The organism is Chitinophaga alhagiae, from assembly GCF_003568665.1.
GTDB classification, from domain to species: domain Bacteria; phylum Bacteroidota; class Bacteroidia; order Chitinophagales; family Chitinophagaceae; genus Chitinophaga; species Chitinophaga alhagiae.
In genome coordinates this window covers 467,519-489,619 of sequence record NZ_QXMH01000002.1, presented here as the reverse complement: position 1 = coordinate 489,619, position 22,101 = coordinate 467,519, and the positions used below count along the sequence as shown (strand labels likewise).

The 22,101-nt window shown below is 52.8% G+C and carries 20 protein-coding genes and 1 pseudogene; 5 read left to right on the top strand and 16 right to left on the bottom strand.

The genetic code is table 11. The features are described from left to right. Nucleotides 1-3: 3 nt before the first annotated feature. From D3A97_RS12930 to hisG, 9 genes are all read right to left on the bottom strand, one after another. Entirely contained in the window at nucleotides 4-621 is a 618-nt protein-coding gene (locus D3A97_RS12930) for a phosphoribosylanthranilate isomerase (protein ID WP_119078909.1), read from the bottom strand. Further along, a complete protein-coding gene (trpC, locus tag D3A97_RS12925; protein ID WP_119078908.1) occupies nucleotides 618-1,421 on the bottom strand; it encodes an indole-3-glycerol phosphate synthase TrpC in 804 nt (267 codons plus the stop codon). Before trpC ends, D3A97_RS12930 begins: the two co-directional genes overlap by 4 nt. 92 nt (nucleotides 1,422-1,513) lie before the next feature. Then, nucleotides 1,514-2,506, bottom strand: a complete 993-nt coding sequence (gene trpD / locus D3A97_RS12920; protein ID WP_119078907.1) for an anthranilate phosphoribosyltransferase — start codon at nucleotides 2,504-2,506, stop codon at nucleotides 1,514-1,516. 11 nt (nucleotides 2,507-2,517) lie between these two features. Next, a complete protein-coding gene (locus D3A97_RS12915; protein ID WP_119078906.1) occupies nucleotides 2,518-3,087 on the bottom strand; it encodes an anthranilate synthase component II in 570 nt (189 codons plus the stop codon). A gap of 1 nt (nucleotide 3,088) precedes the next feature. Then, nucleotides 3,089-4,498: an anthranilate synthase component I family protein gene (locus D3A97_RS12910; protein WP_119078905.1), complete on the bottom strand. Its 1,410-nt coding sequence runs from the start codon at nucleotides 4,496-4,498 to the stop codon at nucleotides 3,089-3,091. A 228-nt stretch (nucleotides 4,499-4,726) separates the two neighbouring features. Beyond that, nucleotides 4,727-5,860, bottom strand: a complete 1,134-nt coding sequence (gene hisB / locus D3A97_RS12905) for a bifunctional histidinol-phosphatase/imidazoleglycerol-phosphate dehydratase HisB (protein WP_119078904.1) — start codon at nucleotides 5,858-5,860, stop codon at nucleotides 4,727-4,729. Next, nucleotides 5,857-6,909, bottom strand: coding sequence for a histidinol-phosphate transaminase (hisC, locus tag D3A97_RS12900; RefSeq protein WP_198673980.1), 1,053 nt, complete (start codon nucleotides 6,907-6,909; stop codon nucleotides 5,857-5,859). The genes hisB and hisC overlap by 4 nt, the downstream gene beginning before the upstream one ends. Before the next feature lie 68 nt (nucleotides 6,910-6,977). Further along, nucleotides 6,978-8,261 (bottom strand): histidinol dehydrogenase, encoded by a 1,284-nt coding sequence (hisD, locus tag D3A97_RS12895; RefSeq protein ID WP_119078902.1) that lies wholly within the window; start codon nucleotides 8,259-8,261, stop codon nucleotides 6,978-6,980. A gap of 17 nt (nucleotides 8,262-8,278) precedes the next feature. Beyond that, a complete protein-coding gene (gene hisG / locus D3A97_RS12890) occupies nucleotides 8,279-9,133 on the bottom strand; it encodes an ATP phosphoribosyltransferase (protein WP_119078901.1) in 855 nt (284 codons plus the stop codon). 403 nt (nucleotides 9,134-9,536) lie between these two features. On the opposite strand from hisG, the gene D3A97_RS12885 reads away from it, so the two are divergent. From D3A97_RS12885 to D3A97_RS25155, 5 genes and pseudogenes are all read left to right on the top strand, one after another. Continuing rightward, complete coding sequence (locus tag D3A97_RS12885; protein WP_119078900.1) at nucleotides 9,537-10,568, top strand: sensor histidine kinase; 1,032 nt, start codon at nucleotides 9,537-9,539, stop codon at nucleotides 10,566-10,568. Further along, a complete protein-coding gene (locus D3A97_RS12880) occupies nucleotides 10,537-11,226 on the top strand; it encodes a LytR/AlgR family response regulator transcription factor (RefSeq protein WP_119078899.1) in 690 nt (229 codons plus the stop codon). The genes D3A97_RS12885 and D3A97_RS12880 overlap by 32 nt, the downstream gene beginning before the upstream one ends. 53 nt (nucleotides 11,227-11,279) lie before the next feature. Beyond that, nucleotides 11,280-13,214, top strand: coding sequence for a heparinase II/III domain-containing protein (locus tag D3A97_RS12875; RefSeq protein ID WP_157986522.1), 1,935 nt, complete (start codon nucleotides 11,280-11,282; stop codon nucleotides 13,212-13,214). Between the two features lie 180 nt (nucleotides 13,215-13,394). Then, nucleotides 13,395-14,084: a RhuM family protein gene (rhuM, locus tag D3A97_RS12870; RefSeq protein WP_232825956.1), complete on the top strand. Its 690-nt coding sequence runs from the start codon at nucleotides 13,395-13,397 to the stop codon at nucleotides 14,082-14,084. Nucleotides 14,085-14,111: 27 nt separating this feature from the next. Beyond that, nucleotides 14,112-14,369 (top strand): annotated as a pseudogene (locus D3A97_RS25155) (type II toxin-antitoxin system death-on-curing family toxin); the annotation flags it as partial. Between the two features lie 129 nt (nucleotides 14,370-14,498). On the opposite strand, the gene D3A97_RS12865 reads toward D3A97_RS25155, so the two are convergent. The 7 genes from D3A97_RS12865 to D3A97_RS12835 are packed head-to-tail and all read right to left on the bottom strand — an operon-like array spanning nucleotide 14,499 to nucleotide 22,064. Further along, complete coding sequence (locus D3A97_RS12865; protein ID WP_119078897.1) at nucleotides 14,499-15,350, bottom strand: alpha/beta hydrolase; 852 nt, start codon at nucleotides 15,348-15,350, stop codon at nucleotides 14,499-14,501. Nucleotides 15,351-15,362: 12 nt separating this feature from the next. Continuing rightward, nucleotides 15,363-16,547, bottom strand: a complete 1,185-nt coding sequence (locus D3A97_RS12860; RefSeq protein ID WP_119078896.1) for a n-acyl-d-glucosamine 2-epimerase — start codon at nucleotides 16,545-16,547, stop codon at nucleotides 15,363-15,365. A gap of 30 nt (nucleotides 16,548-16,577) precedes the next feature. Next, on the bottom strand, nucleotides 16,578-17,513 hold the full coding sequence (locus tag D3A97_RS12855; RefSeq protein WP_119078895.1) for a DUF4434 domain-containing protein: 936 nt from the start codon (nucleotides 17,511-17,513) through the stop codon (nucleotides 16,578-16,580). A gap of 1 nt (nucleotide 17,514) precedes the next feature. Further along, entirely contained in the window at nucleotides 17,515-18,192 is a 678-nt protein-coding gene (locus D3A97_RS12850) for a GDSL-type esterase/lipase family protein (protein WP_198673979.1), read from the bottom strand. After that, nucleotides 18,189-18,860, bottom strand: a complete 672-nt coding sequence (locus D3A97_RS12845; protein WP_157986521.1) for a GDSL-type esterase/lipase family protein — start codon at nucleotides 18,858-18,860, stop codon at nucleotides 18,189-18,191. The genes D3A97_RS12850 and D3A97_RS12845 overlap by 4 nt, the downstream gene beginning before the upstream one ends. Continuing rightward, entirely contained in the window at nucleotides 18,857-20,710 is a 1,854-nt protein-coding gene (locus D3A97_RS12840; protein ID WP_119078893.1) for a sodium:solute symporter family protein, read from the bottom strand. The genes D3A97_RS12845 and D3A97_RS12840 overlap by 4 nt, the downstream gene beginning before the upstream one ends. A 10-nt stretch (nucleotides 20,711-20,720) precedes the next feature. Beyond that, on the bottom strand, nucleotides 20,721-22,064 hold the full coding sequence (locus D3A97_RS12835) for a DUF5009 domain-containing protein (RefSeq protein WP_119078892.1): 1,344 nt from the start codon (nucleotides 22,062-22,064) through the stop codon (nucleotides 20,721-20,723). Nucleotides 22,065-22,101: the final 37 nt, after the last annotated feature.

The window sequence follows — 22,101 nt, the reverse complement described above, 5'->3', positions numbered from 1 at the left end:
TGTTCATTTTTTTATTGATTGTAGAAAACCGGCTACTTTGTCCATGTCTTTGATGCCGGGAGAAATTTCAAAACGGCTGTTCACATCCAGCGCAAACAGGGAGCGGTGGCGCCAGCGGGCCAGTGCGTCCACATCTGCCGGGCCAATGCCGCCGCTGAGAAAGAAAGGCTGCTCCAGCGCGTAGCTGTTCAGCAGCTCCCAGTCAAACTGCCTGCCGGTGCCACCGTATTCTTTTGCAGCGGTATCGAACAGGAAATAATCGCTCACGGCCATGAAGGGAGCGGCCTGCAGGTGAGCTTCGGTACTGCCCACATGAAATACTTTGATAACCGGTACGGTTACACGGATCTGCTCACACACTGCTGTGGATTCTTCTCCATGCAGCTGCACCAGGTCAAGACCGTAATCTTTCACGGTTTGCACCACCTGCGCAGGGTCTGCATTCACGAACACGCCTACCTTGGCAATGTTCTTCGTTTCCCGCACGCTGCGGCCGGCCAGTTTGTTGCCGGCAAAGCGGGGGGACCTGTTGTAAAAGATAAAACCGGCGTAATCCACGCCCAGTTGTACCAGTGCGTCCAGGTCCGCCTGCCGGGTAATACCGCATACTTTCAGGTTCATAGCTGTGCCAGTTTTTCTTTCAGGGAACGGGAAAATTGCTCGAACGCATTGCCAGGGTCTGCCGCTTTCATGAAGTGCTCGCCTATCAGGAAACCGTCAAAGCCGGCCTGTTTGAGCGTTACGATGGTAGCCGGATCGTCCATGCCGCTTTCCGCCACTTTACTGTACTCCGCGGGTATCTGCTTCAGCAGCTCCATGGAACGGTGAATGTCTACCTGGAACGTTTTCAGGTTGCGGTTGTTGATGCCGATAAGATGGGTGTGCGGGGTGATCTTCTCTAACTGATCTCCGCTGTGCACTTCCAGCAATACTTCCAGCCCCAGGTGATGGGCAAAGGCGGCCAGGTGTTTAACCTCTTCCGCCGTGAGGCATTCCGCAATGAGCAGTACTACGTCTGCGCCAATGGCTTTAGCTTCCACTATCTGGTATTCATCTATTACAAAGTCTTTCCGCAGAATGGGGATGTTGTTCACGGCGCGCGCCTGCTGCAGATCGTCCATAGACCCGCCGAAGAACTGCTGGTCTGTGAGCACGCTCAGGCCGGAGGCGCCGTTGCGGGCATAGGCGGCGGTTACCTCCTGTACGGCGGCCGTATCGTTAATGATGCCTTTGGAGGGCGACTTCCTTTTGAACTCGGCAATAATGCCGGTGCGGTGGGGTTGTTTGAGAAAGCTGCGGAGAGAAAGCGCATCGCGGCTGAACGCGGCGCTGCGCTGCAGTTCTTCCACGCTGCGCACCTTTTTTCTTTCCGCTACCTCTTTTACTTTATGGGCCGTTATTTCAGCCAGTATGTCTTTCATGGTCTTATTTTCCTCTTTTTAAAACTGTGCTATTGCACTTACCACGCCGTAGGGACAACCTGTGCCCTGCGCGCCTGCACCGTTTAAGGGTACTATTGCAGCGCAATCAGTTTCTGGTATACTTTATAGGCGGCGCCAGACTCCAGGGATGCTACGGCGGCCTGGAAACACTCGTCGTAAGTGGGATATTTCTCCAGGCAATACAGCCCCATGGCGGCGTTGGCCATTACCACGGAATGCTGCGCCCAACTACCTTCTCCCTTCAGCACTTTCATAAATATCTTTGCCGCTTCATCCGGCGTGTTGCCGCCGTAGATATCCTGCGCGTGTACCTGGCGTTTGCCGAGGGCTTCGGGCGTCCAGTCCTGTTCTCCTTCATTGGTGATGATGCGGGTATCTCCCGTGAGGGAAATTTCATCATAACCGTCCAGCCCGTGTACAATAGCAAAACGTTTGTCTGTTTGCTGGAACAGGTAGTTGTAAATGCGGGCCATTTCAAGGCTGTACACGCCTATAAGCTGGTGCTGCGCAAAAGCGGGATTCACCAGCGGCCCCAGCATGTTAAAGAAAGTGCGCACGCCCAGCTGCCTGCGCACGCCGGCCACGTTTTTCAGGGCCGGGTGAAAGAGCGGTGCATGCAGAAAGCAAAGGCCCGCTTCTTCAATTTCCTGTTTCAGTTTAGCGTTATCGCTCTTGAACTTGTACCCTACAGACTCCATTACGTTAGAAGCGCCGCTGATCGAAGATACGCCATAGTTGCCGTGTTTGGCCACCTTGCCGCCCGCGCCGGCCACAATGAAACAGGAGAGCGTAGACACGTTGAAAGTGTTCTTGCCGTCCCCGCCGGTGCCCACAATGTCCAGCACGTTATGGCCGTTGAGGTCTACCGGCACGCACAGTTCCAGCAACGCGTCGCGGAAGCCCAGCAGTTCCTCAATGGTGATGCTGCGCATCAGGAACACCGTCATAAAGGCGGCCAGCTCACTTTCGTTGTATACCCCTTTGGAAATGCTGGTCAGTATTTCCCGGGCGGCCTGGCGGCTGAAAGTTTTATGTTCAAACAGGTAGTTTAATATCTTTTTCATCTCGTTATTTTTTAAAGACCTAACCAGTTGCGCATGATCTGTTCTCCCTGCGGCGTGAGCACGCTTTCCGGGTGGAACTGCACACCGCTTACATCGTACTGTTTATGCTGCAGCGCCATGATGTAGCCATGCCCGTCCCGGGCGGTCACTTCCAGCTCCGCGGGCAGCGTTTTTTCGTCTATCACCCAGGAGTGGTAGCGGCCTACTTCGAGGCTGTCCGGCAGGTGGCTGAACAGGCGGCTGCTGCGCGATACAACGGTTACCGGCGTGGCCACGCCATGGTATACTTCAGACAGGTTGACGAGCTTTGCGCCCAGCGCCTCGCCAATGGCCTGCTGGCCCAGGCATACGCCAAAGATGGATTTGGAAGGCGCATACCGTTTGATGAGCGGCAGCAGCAGGCCCGCTTCTTCGGGGATGCCGGGGCCGGGGGAAAGAATGATCTTGTCATAGGCGTCTACCTCGTCCAGGCTGATCTCGTCGTTACGCACCACGGTCACTTTCTCCCCGATGATCTTTTCCACCAGGTGTACGAGGTTGTAGGTAAATGAATCGTAATTATCAAACACCAGAATCTTCATATCATATATTTTGAGCCAGTTCTATGGCCTGTTTTAATGCATTGAGTTTATTGTTCACCTCCTGCAGCTCGGAGCTGGCTACGGACTGAGCCACAACGCCCGCGCCGGCCTGGTAGTACAGCGTATTGTTCTTGCTCAGGATGGAGCGGATCATGATGGCGTGGTTGAAGTTGCCGTTGAAACCTACAAAACCCACGCAGCCGCCATAGAAGCCGCGGGCCGTAGGCTCATAGGCATCTATCAGCTCCATGGCCTTGTACTTGGGCGCGCCGGAAAGGGTGCCGGCGGGGAAAGTGGCGGCCAGTATGTCAAAGGGGCTGCTGCCCGGTTCCAGTTGCCCGGTTACTTCGCTCACCAGGTGGATCACATGGGAGTAGTACTTGATCTGCCGGTAGGTTTCTACTTCCACGTTGGTGGCATGGCGGCTGAGGTCGTTACGGGCCAGGTCTACCAGCATCACGTGCTCGGCATTTTCCTTGGGGTCTTCCAGCAAGCGGGCGGCCAGTTCCTTGTCTTGCTCATCGTTGCCCGTACGCCTGAACGTGCCGGCTATGGGGTGAATCACGGCCTTGCGGTTGTTGATGATGAGCTGCGCCTCCGGGGAGGAGCCCATCAGTTTATAATCGCCATAGTCAAAGTAAAAGAGATAAGGGGAAGGATTGATAGAGCGGAGGGCGCGGTACACGTTAAACTCGTCTCCCGAAAAACCGCGGTTGAAGGCGCGTGACAGTACGATCTGGAACACATCTCCCCGGAAGCAGTGCTGGCGGCCTTTTTCCACCATGTCCATATACTGCTGGTCTGTCTGGTTGCTTTCTTCTTCGCCTTTGGCCTGGAAGGAGTAGCTGGGGAAATCCTTGTTGCGGATGAGTGACTCCACATAGTCAAACTCGCTCTCCAGCCCGTCTACCTGGTTCTCAATGAGGTACATCTCATCTTTAAAATGGTTGATGGCGATCACGTACTGGTAAAAACGGTAACGCATCAGCGGAATGGTGTTGCCTGCGGTACCCCTTTTCTGAAAAGCGATCTTTTCAAAGAACTGCACGGAATCATAGGTGCTGTAGCCGAACAGGCCTTCCGCAAAAGGCAGGGGGGATTTTTCGCTGAAGGAGAAACTTTTCAGGAAAGCATCCATTTCCCGGAGCACCTCCTGGCGACTTTTGAGCTGCTTGCGCTCCACCGGCTGGCCGGGGTACTTGAACTCAAAAACATCTGTAGAGGTAACCTCAATGCCCGCTACCGGCTTGATGCCAATGAAGGAGAAACTGTTCTCGCTGGCATGGGAGTCTGTGCTTTCCAGCAGTATGGAGCCGGGAAACCTGTCCCGGATGCGGAGGTAGATGCTCACCGGGGTGAACACGTCTGCCAGCATCTGTTTCGATCTTGTTTTTACCTGGATGCGTTTCATCACTGTAATACTATATTAATCAGTTAAAAGCATAAAAAGAAGAAGGCCCGCTGTGTACAGCGAGCCTTCTTCAAGTATTTCAAATACAAACGCGGCACTGCTACACAGCGGGAAGACCTTCTGCGTGCCACCAAAGTTTGTATGTATTGATCATTTGCATTGTGATCGCAAATATGGGGCGATTTCTCCGAAAATGCAAATTTTATTTTGATCATATTATTGAAATGTTTACAGCACTCCTTTGGTACTGGGCAACTGCATGTTGTCCGGATTGCGTTTTACGGCCATTTTCACCGCTTTGGCAAAGGCCTTGAAGATGGCCTCTATCTTGTGATGCTCGTTCTGCCCTTCCGCCTTGATGTTCAGGTTGCATTTAGCGGCGTCTGAAAAGGATTTGAAGAAGTGAAAGAACATTTCCGTAGGCATCTCCCCTATCTTTTCCCGTTTGAACTCCACCTCCCACACTATCCAGTTGCGGCCGCCGAAGTCAATGGCCACCTGCGCCAGGCAATCGTCCATGGGCAGGCAGAAACCGTACCGCTCGGTGCCTTTTTTATCCGCCAGGGCCATGGCAAAGGCTTCGCCCAGGGCAATACCGGTATCTTCTATGGTGTGGTGCTCGTCTATATGCAGGTCTCCTTTGGCCTGTATGCTGAGGTCTATACTGCCATGGCGGGCAATCTGGTCTAGCATGTGGTCAAAAAAGGCCAGGCCGGTGTGGATGTCCGCCTTGCCGGTACCGTCCAGGTTGAGGTCAATGCGGATGTCTGTTTCCTTGGTGGCGCGGGTATGGCTCACCGTACGCAGGCCTATTTTCAGGAACTCGTAGATCTTTGCCCAGTCTGTAGTTTCCAGGGCCACCACGTCTTTCAGCTCCCCATCGTCCGATACTTCAGCCGCTCCCAGGGAGGTGCCTTCATTCAGCCAGATGGCCTTTGCGCCCAGGTTCTGCGCCAGCTTCACATCTGTGATGCGGTCCCCGATCACAAAGGAATTGGCAAGGTCATAGTCTTTCGAAAAGTATTGCGTGAGCATGCCCGTGCCCGGCTTGCGGGTGGGCTTGTTCTCGTCAGGGAAACTTTTGTCTATGTGTACGGCGGCAAAATGCACGCCTTCATTGGCAAAGGCGGTCATAATGTGCTGGTGGGGAGCTACAAAGGTGGCTTCAGGGAAAGAGGCGGTGCCCAGCCCGTCCTGGTTGGTGACCATTACCAGCTCGTAATTCAGCTCCCGCGCTATTTTGCCGAGGTAGGTGAATACCTTCGGGTAAAATTCCACTTTCTCCAAACTGTCTATCTGGTACGTGGGCGGTACTTCTTTGATCATGGTACCGTCCCTGTCTATGAATAATACGCGTTTCATTTTGCGGCAATGGATTTTAAAGCGTTGAGCAATTCAATATTTTCTTCCGGCGTACCCACGGTAATGCGGAGGCAGCCGGCGCACAGCTCTACCTTGGAGCGGTTGCGCACAATAATGCCCTGTTCCACCAGTTGGCCGTAAATGCCGTTGGCATCCTTGGTTTTCACCAACAGAAAGTTGGCATCGCTGGGATACACTTTTTCAACAATGGGCAGCAGCGGCAGCGCTTCTTCCAGCTTGCCCCGCTCCTGAACGGTCTCTTTAATCCAGGCGTTTACCTGGTTGATGTTGTTCAGGGCTTCCAGCGCCAGCTCCTGAGAGGCCTGGTTGATGTTGTACGGCGGTTTCACCTTGTTGAACACGTTGATGATATCCTCGCTGGCAAAGGCCATGCCCACGCGCAGGGCGGCCAGGCCCCAGGCTTTGGACAGCGTTTGCAGGATCACCAGGTTGGGGTACTCCATCAGCTCCTGTATGAGGGTTTTCTGTTTGGAGAAGTTGATGTAGGCCTCATCTACCACCACAATACCGTCAAAGTTGTTCAGCACCATTTCAATATCTTCCTTGCGGATGGCGTTGGCGGTGGGGTTGTTGGGGGAACAGATAAAAATGAGTTTGGTGTTCTCGTCTATGGCGGCTTCTATAGCTTCCAGGTCCAGCTGGAAATCTTCCGTGAGCGTGGCTTTGCGGATGGTGACATCATTGATGTTGGCGCTCACTTCGTACATGCCATACGTGGGGGGGCACAGCACCACGTTATCCACACCCGGGCGGCAAAAAGCCCTGAACAGTACGTCAATGGCCTCATCGCTGCCATTTCCGAGAAAAATGTTCTGCGGCGGTACGCCTTTGATATCCGCTATGCGGTATTTCACTTTCCACTGCATCGGGTCAGGGTAACGATGATAGGCAACGGGCAAGGGAGAGCCGAAGCTGTTCTCGTTGGCGTCCAGGAATACGGAGGCTTCGCCTTTGAACTCGTCCCGGGCGGAGGAGTAAGGCACCAGGCGTTTGATGTTGTCTCTTAAAATATTATTCAGGTCGAACATGACGGTCAATTACGAATTACGAATGATGAATGACAAAAAAATACCGGGTGTTTCCAGGCGCCATGCCCCTAAGCGAGGTGGCTTAACCGGATGCTCACGGCATTTTTATGCGCTTCCAGCCCTTCTGCGGCGGCCATGGCCTCAATGGTGGGGCCCAGGCTTTGCAGGCCTTCCCGTGTGAGGCGCTGAAAGGTGATCTTTTTCACGAAACTGTCTACACTTACGCCGCTGTACGCAGTGGCATAGCCGTTGGTAGGCAGCGTGTGATTAGTGCCGGAAGCATAGTCTCCCGCGCTTTCCGGGGAATAGTTGCCGAGGAACACAGAGCCTGCGTTCACCACGCGGGTGGCCAGCGCCTCATCGTTCCCGCAGGCCATGATGAGGTGTTCGGGCGCGTACTCGTTCAGCAGGTCCATGGCCTCGTCCCGGTCTTTGACCAGCACCAGGCGGCTGTTGCCCAGGGCCTGTACGGCCATGTCTTTGCGGGGCAGCAGCTCCAGCTGGGCTTCCACTTCCGCCTGCACGGCGGCAATAACGGTTGCTGACGTGCTGACCAGCAGCACCTGGCTGTCTGGCCCATGCTCCGCCTGCGAGAGCAGGTCTGCCGCCACAAAAGCGGGCACGCAAGCCTCATCCGCGAACACGGCTACTTCAGACGGCCCGGCGGGCATGTCTATGGCCGTGCCGGCGCTGTTCACCAGCTGTTTGGCACAGGTTACGTACTGGTTGCCGGGGCCGAATATCTTGTACACTTTGGGAATGCTTTCCGTACCAAAGGCCATGGCGCCAATGGCCTGTACCCCGCCGGTCTTGAACACCCGGGTAATGCCGGTGTATTGTGCGGCCCAGAGCACGGCAGGGTGTACGCGGCCATTGCGGCCGGGAGGGGTACACAACACTATTTCGCTGCAGCCGGCCAGCCGGGCGGGAATGGCCAGCATCAAAATGGTGGAGAACAGCGGGGCGGTGCCGCCGGGGATGTAGAGGCCTACTTTTTCTATGCCTACCGGTTTGCGCCAGCACTGCACGCCGGGCATGGTCTCTATCATCGTCACTTCTTCCACCTGCGCCCGGTGAAAGGCCTCAATATTGGCGGCTGCCTGGCGGATGGCGTCTTTCAGCGGTTCTTCCAGCGCCTCATCTGCCGCGGCAAACTCTTCCGCGTCTACCAGCAGGCCGGTCAGCTCCACTTTATCGAACCGGGCGGTGTATTGCAGCACGGCCGCGTCTCCATTGGCCTTCACATCGTCAAGAATGGCGGACACGGTGGCCTCCAGCTGCCGCGTGTCCAGCGCGGGGCGCCGCAGCAGTGTGTTCCATGTATTTTTTTCCGGGTATCGGATCACTTGCATAACGAACGTTTTTTGAGTTACACCACCATTTTTTCGATGGGCACCACCAGTATGCCTTGTGCGCCGGCGGCTTTGAGGCTTTCAATGATGTCCCAGAAATCGTTTTCGTTCAGCACGGAGTGTACAGAGCTCCAGCCGGCTTCCGCCAGGGGCAGCACGGTGGGGCTTTTCATACCGGGCAGCAGGCCTATGATCTCGGGCAGCTTATCGTTAGGGGCGTTCAGCAGCACGTATTTATTGTTCTTGGCTTTTTTCACGGCCTGTATGCGGAACAGCAGCTTGTCCAGCAACTGCTGCTGCGCGGGAGTCAGGCGGTCGTGGCTCACCAGTACGGCCTCCGAGCGGAGGATGGTCTCCACTTCTTTCAGGCCGTTCATGAACAGGGTGGAACCGCTGCTCACCAGATCGCAGATGGCGTCTGCCAGCCCTATGCCGGGCGCTATTTCCACGGAGCCGCTGATCTCGTGTATTTCAGCGGTGATGTCCATTTTTTTGAGGAAGTCCTGCAAAATAACGGGGTAGCTGGTGGCAATACGCTGCCCGTTCAGATCACGGATGGAGTTGTATTCCATGCCCTTGGGCACGGCCATGGCCAGGCGGCATTTGCCGAAGCCCAGCTTTTCCACAGTGCGCAGGGGGCGGTTCTTTTCCAGCACCACGTTCTCGCCAACAATGCCAATGTCTGCCACGCCGTCTTCCACGTACTGCGGAATATCGTCATCGCGGAGGAAAAACACTTCCAGCGGGAAGTTGGAGGCTTCGGTCTTGAGTTTGTTCACGCCGTTGTTGATGTCTATCCCGCATTCTTTCAGGAGCTTGATAGAATCTTCGTGCAGGCGGCCGGACTTTTGAATGGCAATACGCAGTTTCATTTGTTATCGTTTATGTCTTTGCGGGTCAGAAGAGGCTTACGTCTCATCTGTACTTAATATGTTTTTTCAGCGGTTTGAAACAAAAAAGGCCTACCGGGATGCGGTAAGCCTTCTATGGTGAATATCTGTTGTGTGCATACTACAGCATTCCCTGCTTACCGCGCTGGCAAGTATGGTGATGATGTGTATGTACGTGAATGTTCATAATTTTCGAGTGCAAATTTAGGAACTAATCCGGATAATCAAACTAATTTTTGCCTAAACCCCATTTTATTGCAAAAAAACCGTAAACGGGGCCTGTTTTTTGAAATTTTCTAATGGAGCCATATTTTATCCCCTGATGAATGCGGGATATCACAAAAACAGGCCCTTTCCGGGCGGATCGTCTTAAATTGCCGGGCGTATGAGCCTGAAGAACATATTCAATAACAGTTGGGTGGTGAACATCCTGTTACTGATAGTGCTGATCACCGTGAACGTATTGATCAACCTGCAATATGAACCTATCACCAATACCCGCCTGTACCTTTGCCAGAGCGTATCACTGGTTTTTGTTTACGTGATGTGCGCGCTACACAACAAATTTATGCTCCAGGTACTGATGCATGGCCGGTACTGGCGCTATTTTTCGCTGCTGGCCGGCTGGCTGGCCATCAACACCGCGGTAACGTACGTATTGCGGATACTCGTATTCCAGTCTGACCGTAATGTAATATGGGTGGGAGACCTGGTATTTGCCGCCGCTTCCCTGCTGATAGGCATCGGCCTCTGGTTCCTATACCGGGGCGCCACCTTTCAAACACATGAGCTGCGCAACTCGCTGCTGCTGCGGGAAAAGGAGCTGCAATACCTGCAAAGCCAGCTCAACCCCCATTTCTTTTTCAATACCCTCAACAACCTGTACGGGGTCAGCCTCCGCTACCCCAATAAAACACCGGAGCTGATCCTGAGCATCTCCGAGCTGATGCGCTACCAGCTGGAAAGCTCCCGCAAACAGCTGGTGCCGCTGGAAGATGAGCTGCAGTTCATCCGCAACTACGTACACCTGGAACGGGCCCGGGTGCGGCAGCGCTGCCAGGTGAACTTCAAGAAAAAAGGGCACGAAAAAGACCTGATGATCACCCCGCTGATACTGATCGCCTTTGTGGAAAACGCCTTTAAATACGCACCCTCCAGCATGTCTGCCTCCTACATCAAAGTGGAGCTGGAGATCAAGGGCGAAGTGCTGCATATGAAAATCCGCAATACGGTGCCGGACAATAAACAATCCGTATCTTCGACGGGCGTTGGCCTGAATAACGTAAAACAGCGCCTGGCACTGGCGTATGCCAAACGGCATACCCTCATCACCAACGAAGAGAACAATATTTATTATACAGAACTGATCTTAACCTTAGACCGCCATGCAAGTACTCCGCTGCCTGATCGTAGATGATGAACCCGGGGCGCATTATGTGCTGGAAGCTCATATTGAAAAAGTACAGGCCCTGCAGATAGTAGGGCATTGCTACAATGCCATGGAAACCGCCAACTTCCTGCACCGGGAAAAGGTAGACGTGGTGTTCCTGGACATCAACATGCCGGAACTGAGCGGCCTTGACCTGTTGAAGACCCTCAACAACAACCACCCCCGCATCATTCTCTGCAGCGCCTACAGCGAGTTTGCGCTCGAAAGTTATGAATATGACGTGGTAGACTACATCCTGAAGCCCATCAGCTTTCCCCGCTTCCTGAAAGCCGTGAACAAAATACTGCAGCAGGAGGCCCCGATAAGCGCCCCGCCGGAAGAACCGCTGCTGCTCAAGACCGGCAGCACGCAAACCGCGGTAGACCCGGCAGACATCTACTACGTACAAAGCATGGGCAACTACGTGAAAGTATACCTCGAAAACAAATGCCTGGTTGTGAACGCCACCACCGCGGAAATGGAAAAGCTGCTGCCCGCCAGCTGCTTTGTGCGCATCCATAAATCCTACATCATTGCAGCAGACAAAGTGGAAGAATGGGGCCCGCGGCATGTAGTGATACTGGATGAAAGCCTGCCCGTAGGCCAAACCTTCAAGATCAACCTCAACAAACTGAAGCAGAAATAAAACCGGTTTGATCCCAACGGAATAGATGTTATTTTTAAGAAAACATTTATACCGTGAAAACTATTTTCATTACACTGACCTTGCTCGTCCAGTTATCATTCCACGTGCTGGCGCAAGACCACAAAAACCTGCTCACCAGCCGCTACACGCCGCAGCAGGTAGATGCCATGCTCATTAAAGACCAGTCATGGGTAAGCCTGCCCGCCTACAATGACCGCAATTTCTGGAACAACCTGCCGCCCGCCATCCGTACGGCCTTTATACAGCGGGGGGAAGAAGCGCTGCGTTTCAACTGGGACGTAGTAAAGGCCACAGACTTTATGGCCTTTACCCGCACCGGCAACCGCGATGTGATGCAGGGGCCCAACGGCGCCCGCAAAAAAGCCCTGCAAAACCTGGCGCTGGCGGAACTGGCGGAAGGCAAAGGCCGCTTCACAGACCAGCTGATCAACGGCATATGGGCCATCAGCGAACAAAGCAGCTGGGCCCTTTCCGCCCACCTGCCCGTTACCAAAAATGCAGACCTGCTGCCAGACATTACCCGGCCGGTGATAGACCTCGGCTCCGCCGATGCCGGCGCCCTCATGGCCTGGGTACATTATTACTTCAGGCCGTTGCTGGACAAGGTGAACCCGCTGGTATCCGCCCGCATCCGCCACGAAGTGCGGAAAAACATACTGGAACCGTACTATACCCGCAACGACTTCTGGTGGATGGGCTTCAGTGACAGGCCCATGAACAACTGGAACCCCTGGGTGAACTACAACGTGATGCAGTGCATCCTGCTGCTGGAAGAAGACGCCGCCCAGCGCAGCAAATACATTTATAAGGCCATTACCTCCATAGACAAATTCACGAACTCCTATTATGCAGACGGCGCCTGCGATGAAGGCCCCTCCTACTGGAGCCATGCCGGCGGCAAATACTTTGAATGCCTGGAACTGCTGCACCACGCCACCGGCGGCAAGCTGAACGTGTTCAGCCACCCGCTGATCAAGAACATGGGCAACTACATCAGCAATGTATACATCAACGCCCCCTACTATGTAAACTTTGCAGACGCCAGCGCCAAAGGCGGCGTGAATGAAGGCATGGTATACCGCTACGGCAAGGCCATCGGGGATGATGTGATGATGGGCTTCGGCTCCTGGTACGCCCACCTGGACAGTATGGACACCCATCCCCCCTCCGGCACTATTGAGGCCGTGATAGCAGACCTGGTGAACCTGAAAGAGATCATGGCCTATACGCCCCGCGAGCCGCTGATCAACTCCCATTGGTACCCGCAAACGGAAGTAGCCATTGCCCGGGAATATCCCGGCAGCCAGCGCGGTTTCTATTTTGCGGCAAAGGGCGGGCACAATGCGGAATCTCACAATCACAACGACGTAGGCACCTTCATTCTTTATTACGATGGCAAGCCCTGCCTGGTAGATGCCGGTGTAGGCACCTACACCCGCCAGACCTTCAGCCCTGACCGCTACAAGATCTGGACCATGCAGTCTTCCTACCACAACCTGCCCGAGATCAACGGTACGGCGCAAAAGGCCGGCCGCAACTTCAAGGCCACCGCGGCAACCTTCTCCAGCACGTCTAAAGCCGTTACCTTCAGTGCAGACATTGCCTCCGCCTACCCCGAGGCTGCTCAGGTGAAGTCATGGAAAAGGGGCTACCGCATGAACCGCGGCGGCAGCTTTGTGATCACGGACAACTACGCCCTGGAAGCGCTCCAGGCGCCGCCGCAACTGCACTTCCTCACCGCCTGCAAAGCCACCATAACCCGCCCCGGACAAATAAAACTGGAAGGCGACGGGTTTACGCTGACGCTGCATTACGATGCAAAGAAACTGGAGGCCGGCGTGGAACATATTGACAATAATGATCCCCGGCTGGAAAGAAGCTGGCCCGGGGGACTGAACAGGATCGCCTTGAAAGGATTGGGCAATGGTGTGAAGGGTGAGTTGAAGGTGGAGGTGAAGAAAGGGTGAGCGGGGATTCATATTAAGGGAAATAATTAAGTGCAAATTTTGCACTTAATTATTGGCAAAATATATAGTTGATTAATAATAAATTAGTTGTAATTACATAGAAAAAATTTGGTACTCCCAGTACTAATATTTCAACCTTAAAAAATAGTTCAGGCTTTCTTTTGCTCGTAGCTTCAGAATATGAGTAAGGGAAGCCTGATTATTTATAAAACAAATGATGACAAAACATCTATCAATGTCATCCTGGGCCAAAACTCTGTATGGTTGGACGTAGAGCAGATCTCCGAGTTATTTGACCGTGACAGGACGGTTGTAAGTAAACATATCAATAATATATTCAAAGAAAAGGAACTCCAGAAAGAAGGCCATCTGCAAGTTTTGCCTACCGAGCGACCGGGTAGGACAACCCACCTTTATAGCCTGGATGTAATCATATCAATCGGTTACCGTGTAAAATCCCAAAGAGGCACCCAATTCCGCATGTGGGCAAATAATGTATTGCGTGAGTATCTTGTTCAAGGATATGCCATCAACGAAGCCCGTTTGAAAGAACAGGAAGAACAGCTAACTTCACTGAAACAAACAGTGCGGTTAATGAGCAACATCATAGAAAATAACCAGCTTTCAGACAATGAGACGGCCGGCTTGCTGAAAGTACTTTCAGACTATACCTATGCTCTCGATATACTAGACAAATATGATCATCAGCAACTAAGCATTCAATCTACTACAGCGAAGGCTGTTTACCAGATCAATTATCCGGAAGCAATAAGCGTTATACAGGAATTAAGACAAAAATTCGGCGGAGGCGATCTGTTTGGCAACGAGAAAGACGATTCTTTCAAAAGTTCATTGGCTGTTATTTATTAAACATTTGACGAAAAAGAGCTTTACCCAAGTGTGGAAGAGAAAGCAGCTCACCTACTGTATTTCGTTGTAAAGAACCATTCTTTTTCCGATGGCAACAAACGCATTGCCGCATTCCCGTTTGTGTGGTTTCTCGAAAAAAACCGCCTGCTATACCGGGAGGACGGGAGCAAGCGTATTGCAGATAATGCTCTAGTGGCGCTTACATTAATGATAGCGGAAAGCAAGCCCGAAGAAAAAGAAATAATGACCAAAGTAGTGGTAAACCTGATTAATGCGTTTAACTAGCATAACAACTATATCATCTAATAATAAAACGTTCATTCCATCACTGTAAAATAAAATATAATATATAAAAAGCAATATGCACTTTTTTGCACATTGCTTTTTATATATTACTTAAATTCCTGACAATTATTATTTTGTAATCACTTCCTCCTTCGCCCCTATCTTCTTCTTACCCGCCACATCCCGCATAAACTTATCCATCTTGTCAAATTCGCGGAACATGTAATTGGCCACCTCGTGCTGCCGGTCTTTATAGCTGTACAGCACCACCGGCTTGTTCCACTCCTTCCCTTTTTCATACAGGGTTTTGGAGCCAAAGAGTATCAGCCAGCCCGGCGCGTCTGCCTTGCAGGAATGATGTGCGGAAGTGCCATAGGGCACCGTAGCGTCTTTGGTGCCATGCATGAGGAACATGGGCACCCAGTTATCCGGCCGCATGGCGTTGATATCTACCAGTGCTCCTGCAAACAGCAGGGCGCCGGCAAAACGGGGTTGCTGCGCAAAATAGGCATAGCGGCCTTTACCCGCGGCGGAAAAAGGGTTGTAGAGCATCTGCAATGCGGCTTCGGCCCCGGCGCTGCTGCCGGCCAGGAAGAATTTCTGCGGGTCTACCTGCAGAGAATCGGCCCTGTCAAGAATGAACTTTGCGGCGTCAGTACCGTCTTCGGCGGCCACTTCAAAGGCCTTCAGTTTTTCATGCGTTACCGTGCTGCAATTGTAGGTACGGCCTTTCATATAAAGCCGGTAAGAGATCACAAATACATTATACCCCCGTTTGCTCATGCCTTCGGCAAAGGGCTTCTGGTTGGCGGGATTTCCGCTGGAGAAGCCGCCGCCGTGGATGAACATAACGGATATACCGTTGGGCCTGCCCTGCGGCGCGTAATGGTCTGCGTACAGGGAGTCCTTATAGTAGAACCGGGTTTGGGCATGCGCCAGACCGCAGCAAAAAAGGCAGCATAATAACAGTAGTCTCTTCATACGTTCCGTTTTTTAAACAACGCTGGGCGTTCCGCTAAAGGCAGGCGCCTTTTCAAGCGTTTGCCATACCTGGAACAAGGCGCGCGGCACGTGGAAACAACCTTTCCATTTACCGCCCTTTAGTTGCAGCAGCGGCTCGCCCTGGCGGTTAAGATAACCAAACCATTCCGGATATTCTGCATCCTTGAAATGTTTCCAGGTATATTCATGTACCTTTTCAAACCAGGCCTTGCAGGCTTCACTGCCCGTCAATTGCCAGCCCTTGGCCAGGAACACCAGCGTTTCCAGATGTACCCACCAGAGTTTCTGGTCCCACTCCAGCTGCTGGGGCGGATGGTTGTAAATATCCATGAAATAAAAGATGCCGCCGTGCTTTTTATCCCACCCATATTCCAGCATGCGCAGGCCAATGTCCGTGGCCTTTTGCGCCAGCGCGGGGTCGTTGAGGCGCACGGCCAGGTCCATAATGAACCACATGGCCTCAATGGCATGGCCGGGGTTGATGAGGCGGCCTTCAAACGAGTCTGAAAAGCTGCCGTCTTGCAATACGTTCTCCAGAATAAGCCCCTGCTGCTGCAGGTAAAACACGTCCATCACTTCTTCCAGCACCCCCGGTATGAACTCGTTCACCTTGTCACTGCCGAGGATGTGTTCCAGCTCCAGGGAAAGGTTGCAGAGGATCATGGGCAGCGCAAAGTTCTTCAGGTTGCGGGCGCCGGGTATCTGTTTGGTGTACTGGCCCTTGGGATTGTTGCGGCGGTGGAGAATATTTTCAAAAGTGGTTTTGGCAATATCGTGATATTCCTGCTTCGGGTCTATCCGGTACAACGCGCCAAAACCCATGGCCGCAAAACAGTCAGAGAATATATTGTAAGGCTGCACCAGGGGTTTGCCCTCCTGCGTCAGGGAAAAGTACCAGTTACCCTGCGCGTCACGGCCATATTTTTGCATAAATGCGGCGCCATGCAGGGCCATTTCTTTCCATTGTTCGTTAGGCGCTACTTTGTGGTACAGCATGGAAAACATCCACACCTCCCGGCCTTGCAGCCACATAAACTTATCTGTATCAAATACTTTTCCCTCGCGGTCCAGGCAGGTAAAAAAACCTCCGTTCTTCTCGTCTTTAGAATTTTGGATCCAGAAAGGCAACACGTTTTCCAGCAGTTCTTGCTTGTATAAAGCAGCTATTTGTTTCATCAGGTTTGTTCTTTAAAAATTGGCAAGGAGTTATTTGAGCGCTCCGATGTACTCTTTGTAACGGTTATATAAATGCCCTGCCTGCAGGTAGGCAGATTGCGGGCTCATGAAATGTGAGAACTCGAACGTCAGGGCTTTGTCGTAACCAGCCAGCCGGGCGGCCTCCAGCTTGAGGCGCAGTTTCTCGAACTTGATGGGCAGGAATTTGATGGGCATGTCCCGGTCAAAAGATTCGGCGTTGGTCCAGCACTGCATCCCGAATTTGTCCGCCATTTTTTTGTTCACTGCAAAAAACTCCGGCAGTTCGTGGTAATCTATATGGCCGTCCTGGAAGGCAATGGCATCTACGGCGCCTCTTACGCCGTCAAATATTTCGCTCCATTCTCTTTCATGTTCCTGTATAGACACGGCGTCTTCTTTGGTGAGGCCGGCGGAAGCGGCCATCACGGCCTTCTTCCCGTCTATCCAGGGAGAAATGAAGGTGGGCTGGCCGTTGCTCACGCCCTTGCACTGGTTGCCCAGCGTGGAAAAGGCTTCTACGGCGCCCTTTGTACGGCGGCTGATCTCCATGCTCAGGTACCAGCCTTTGAAACTCTTATAGTGGCCGTATTGCTGCCACACCTCATCTATCACATAACGGTTGGCGTCTATTTCAGCCTGCATGTTGCCCGTGTCCCAGTAATGACCGCTGTCATACAGCCCGAAGTAAAACTGCATGCCATGCTTGTCTGCCAGCTCCAGGTACATTTTTACCAGGTCTACCGGCGGTGCGTAGCAGCCAAACTGTTTTTGCAGGTAGGCAGACGGATAGGTGATGAAGCGGCGGTAACCGCTGCGGATGAGTATTACCGTGTCTATACCCACGGCTTTCATGTAAGCGAAGTCACGGTCCCATTCTTCGCGGCCCCAGTTCTGGTGGGGTATGTCGTGACTGATCTCGTCAAGGAAAGTGCCTGTGATCTTCATACTACAACTGTTTATGCTTTTTCAGCCAGTTCACCCAGTCTACATAAGCCGCAGGCTCCAGGTGAATGCCGTCTTTTGTATAATCCGCTTTCAGTTCTCCCTTTTCGTCCGCAAACAGCTCGTGCAGGTTGAGATAGGTGAGATTAAATTCCCTGGCAAGGGGAACAATGCCTTCGTTCAGCGCCTTTATTTTATCCGCCTTGTTCTTCAGGTAGGCGTACGGCAGTTTGGCCTCATTCATGGGCAGCACGCTCTGCACAATGATCTTCGTCTTGGGCAGGCCCTGCGTGAGTTGGGTGAGTATGCGCCTGTAGTTATGCAGGATCACCTCCACGGGCAGGCCGCGCCCGATGTCATTGATGCCGATGAGCAGGAAGAGCTTTTTCGGCTGCTGCTGTATCACGCCGTCCAGCCGCGCCAGCACGCCAAAGGTGTTATCTCCGCCAATGCCGCGGTTGGCGATCTTTTTACCGGGCAGCAGCTCGTGCCACTCTCCTCTTTCCGTGATGCTGTTGCCCAGGAAAAGGATATCCGCCGGTTTGTTGTTCAGCTGGTCATACAGCTCCATGCGCCCCTCGTAGTACCAGTTGGCGTAGCTGCTGTCTATCTTCGGAGCAGTTTGTGCAAAGGCGAATGCCGGCATGGTGCAGGCGGCCAGTAGTATCATCCTTTTCATCATAACAATTTTTTGCTGCGCAGAAATTCAACCCATTGCGGATAGGAGCTGACCTTGAGGTGCAGCCCGTCAGGCGTTTCTTTCCTTTTCAGCTGCCCTTTTTCATCCGCAAACGCCTGGTGCAGGTTTACATAAGTGAAACCGTTCTCCCGCGCTATCTGTTCCAGCGCATTGTTTAACAGGGCCACGTTGGTGTTGGTCACTTTTTTAAATGCCTCTATGAGAATAGTATCATTGACCGGCAGTACGCTTTGCAGCACTACCCTGGTTTTGGGAGAGCCTTGCTTGATAATGCCGGCCATGCGCCTGTAATTGTTGACGATGACCGGTACGGGCACTTCGCGCTTCAGGTCGTTCACGCCTATCATCAGGAATATGCGGGCAGGCTTCTGCGCTACTATTTCCGGCAGGCGGGCAATTACGCCAAAGGAATTATCGCCGCTAATGCCGCGGTTCTGTACCGGCAGACCGGGCAATATATCGTTCCATTTGCCTGCTTCCGTAATACTGTTGCCCAGGAACACGATGGCTTTTTTCTGCTTCGGCATTTTGGCGAACAGCGCCTGCCGCTCCTTGTAGTGATTGTTATCATAAGTACTGTCTATAGCCTGCGCCGCCGCCGTAAAGCCGGTGGCAAGCAATAGCGCAGCCATGGTCACCTGTTTTATCATGTGTGCTGTTTTTGAAAGTTCTCGTCTGCCTGTCCAAGCCGGTTCCACCAGTTTTTCTTCAGCAGCCATGTGGTGGCAATGAAGATGATCACCCAACCCAGCATCTGGTAGTTCTCACGGATCATGAAGTAGATGGGTATCACTACCTGGGCCATCTGCCAGATGATGCCGATCACAATGTTGAACATGTCCCGTTTAAAATCCTTGTTCGGTTTGAAGCCCGGGTCTTCTGCCAGCACCTCCTTGCGGATGGGCCCCCAGAAACCCCAGGGATTGGTCTGTTTATAAAACGCTTTCACCGCTTCCCTGTTCACCAGCGGAGACATATAGGTGCCCACAATGCAGCCAATGAAGGAGAATACGAGGATAAGCGGGAATACGTAGATGTCTACAATATCAGGGAATACGAACAGCTTGATGGTAGAGGCTATGAGCCCGAACAGCATGCCGTAGAAATAGCCGTAGCCGGTGAAGCGCCACCAGATCCATTTCAGGAAGTTGGCGGCGGCATAACCACCGTACAGGGCCGAGGTGATCCAGAGCGTGAGCTTGTTCAGCGAAGCGCCCATGAACCCGAACAGGATACCGACAAACACCAGCACGCAGGAGGCAATGATGCTCATGCGGATGTATTTTTCGTTGGTACCGTTGGGGTTGATGTATTTTTTGTAGATGTCGTTCACAATGTAAGCCGGCGCGGAGTTCACAAAGGCGGAGAAGGTGCCCATGAAAGAGGCCAGCAGGCCGGCCAGCAGCAAACCTTTAAAGCCGGCCGGTACAAATTTGGCAATGGCGAGCGGGGCTATCTTTTCAAAATCTATGCTGCTGCCCTGCGCACCCAGTTCAGAATGCATGTACACCAGCGCCAGCACCGCAAAGGCAGACACCATGAGGTAACGGGGAATGTACATCACCCAGATGGTGGTGAAGCTCATTTTGGCCGCGTCTCCGGGCGTGCGGGTAGACAGCACGCGCTGCATGTCATAGCTGGGCACCGGACCCGCTATGGAAGCAAAGATGCCTTTGAACAGCATCATCATGATGAGGATGCCGAACAGGCCGAAACCGTCTGCGGCTATTTTGTCGTTCACAGCGGGAAAGGGCGTATTGGCCCAGTCCAGCCCCAGGTCCCAACCAAAGGAAAGGTCTCCCCAACCGGGAGGAATAGCGGCCTGCACCTGTTCAGCCGTTACGGACGTATAGGCAATGTAGCCGATCACAAAGCAGGAAATGGTCATAATGAGGAACTGCATCACCTCCGTGGCCACCACGCTGTACATGCCCCCCTTGATGGTATAAAGGGTGGTGGCAATGCAGAGGATGAGGGCGTAGCTTCTCTCGGAAGAAAGGTGGAAGCGGCCGATGTTCACGGCCAGGTCCCAGGGCAGAATGGAAGTACAGAACTTGCCAATGCCTTCAAAGAAGTAGGCAATAAACCCTATTACGCTCACCACGGCAAAAATTACGATGATAATATGGGAAAGGCGCGCACCCTTGCCGTCCCCAAAGCGGAAGGTGATCCATTGCGCCCCGGTCATTACATTGGAGCGCCGCATCCAGATGGCCAGGTACACAAATACGAACACCTGGTTCCATACCGGCCACAACCAGGGGATGAAGGCGCTTTTAAGGCCGTAAATAAAAAGGATGCTCACCGTCCACATAGTGCCGGAAATGTCAAACATCCCCGATGCGTTGCTCAGCCCCAGCATGTACCATTTCATTTTATTGCCGCCGAGGAAATAGCTCTGCAGGTCTTTAGACGCCTTTCTGGCAATGTAAAAACCAAGGAACAAAATGGCGATAATATACCCGATGATTATCCCGATGTCGAGAACGCTTAATGACATTTATATTTTTTTATGTTTTCCAAAACCATTTCCTGTTCACAAAAAATATAGTGATCAGGGATACAATACCCGTAAACAACAACCCTCTCAACACACCCGGCCATACGTCTTTTTCCATGGCGCTGAATAGTTTGATGGCGCCGGTAAGGTGCAGCACGGGCAACAGCAACAGGTTACCAGCCACATACGCCACCATGGGGTTTCTGCCGTTTTTAGCAAAGAAGCCGATGATGCGGGCGGCATACCCGTAATATTCCAGCACGCAAAAACCCAGTATCACCAGAAAGGCAAGGCCCCCTGTTACAAAATAATAACTATAGTTGGAAGGGTCCTTTTTGATACCACCTTCCGCGGCATCAAAGAAAAGGCCCAGCCAAAGCAGGTATAAACCGGCCTGCAGATAATTTTTCCAGGGTAGTACGGCTACTTTCATTCTGCCGCACAGCACCAGCATGGCGGCGCCTGCCCCGGCCGACAGCACCAGGTTCAGCACCACCTGCCGGTTGAATAAACAAATTACGTTGATCAGCACCAGTGCCAAGGTGCCGGCCGCTATGAACAGCCAGTTGCGCCTGTCTGTTGCGGCAGGGGCGGCAACCGGCTGCTGCAGCCATTCTCCGGCAAAGGTACCGGGAATGATGATAAACAGGTATTTGAGATAGTAGAACTTGTACATCCACGGCAGGGGAGACCAGTTGTATACCGCCTCCGCCCAGGTGCCCGGCGTTTGCCCGGCCATGAACACAGCGGCCACCAACGGCAGCACACCTATGCGCCACAACGATTTGTTGCGGGTCAGGTACCAGATAATGGTGCCAAAAAAGGCCATGTTGGCCAATACAATGATGATTACATCACTTTGATATACATCCACCCGCTGGTAAAAAAGAAACCCGGCGCCCAATGCAAAAGCGGCTATTTTAGGCCAGCGCGCCTTCATCCTGATAAACATGCAACACAGCAATACAAAACAGCCGATGGACACCAGGTACTCTTGCACACCGGCCGGTTTGGCCTGTACCCACGCCCTGGCATGCAGGGTGAAGATGGCAAAAAAGATGAGCAGCGCAAACCGTTGTGCCACCTGCCAGAGCAACCGGGCAGCCGGGGCTTTCTCCCGTATTTTCCTTTGCAGCGCCAGCGGAATGGCCGCCCCCATGCTGAAAAGGAAGAAGGGGAACACCAGGTCTACCCATGTAATGCCCGGCAGTTCCGGGTTGAATTTGTGGTACGGCGGCGGTGTTTGCGCGTGGTACATCCAGTCAGGTAAAATGCCGAAAGCAATGCTGCTAGAAAGCACCATGGCCAATATGGCAAAGCCGCGAAGCGCATCCAGACTGTTACTACGGTTCATGTTTTTTTTAATAAGGGGCCGGCAGCTGCCGGCCCCG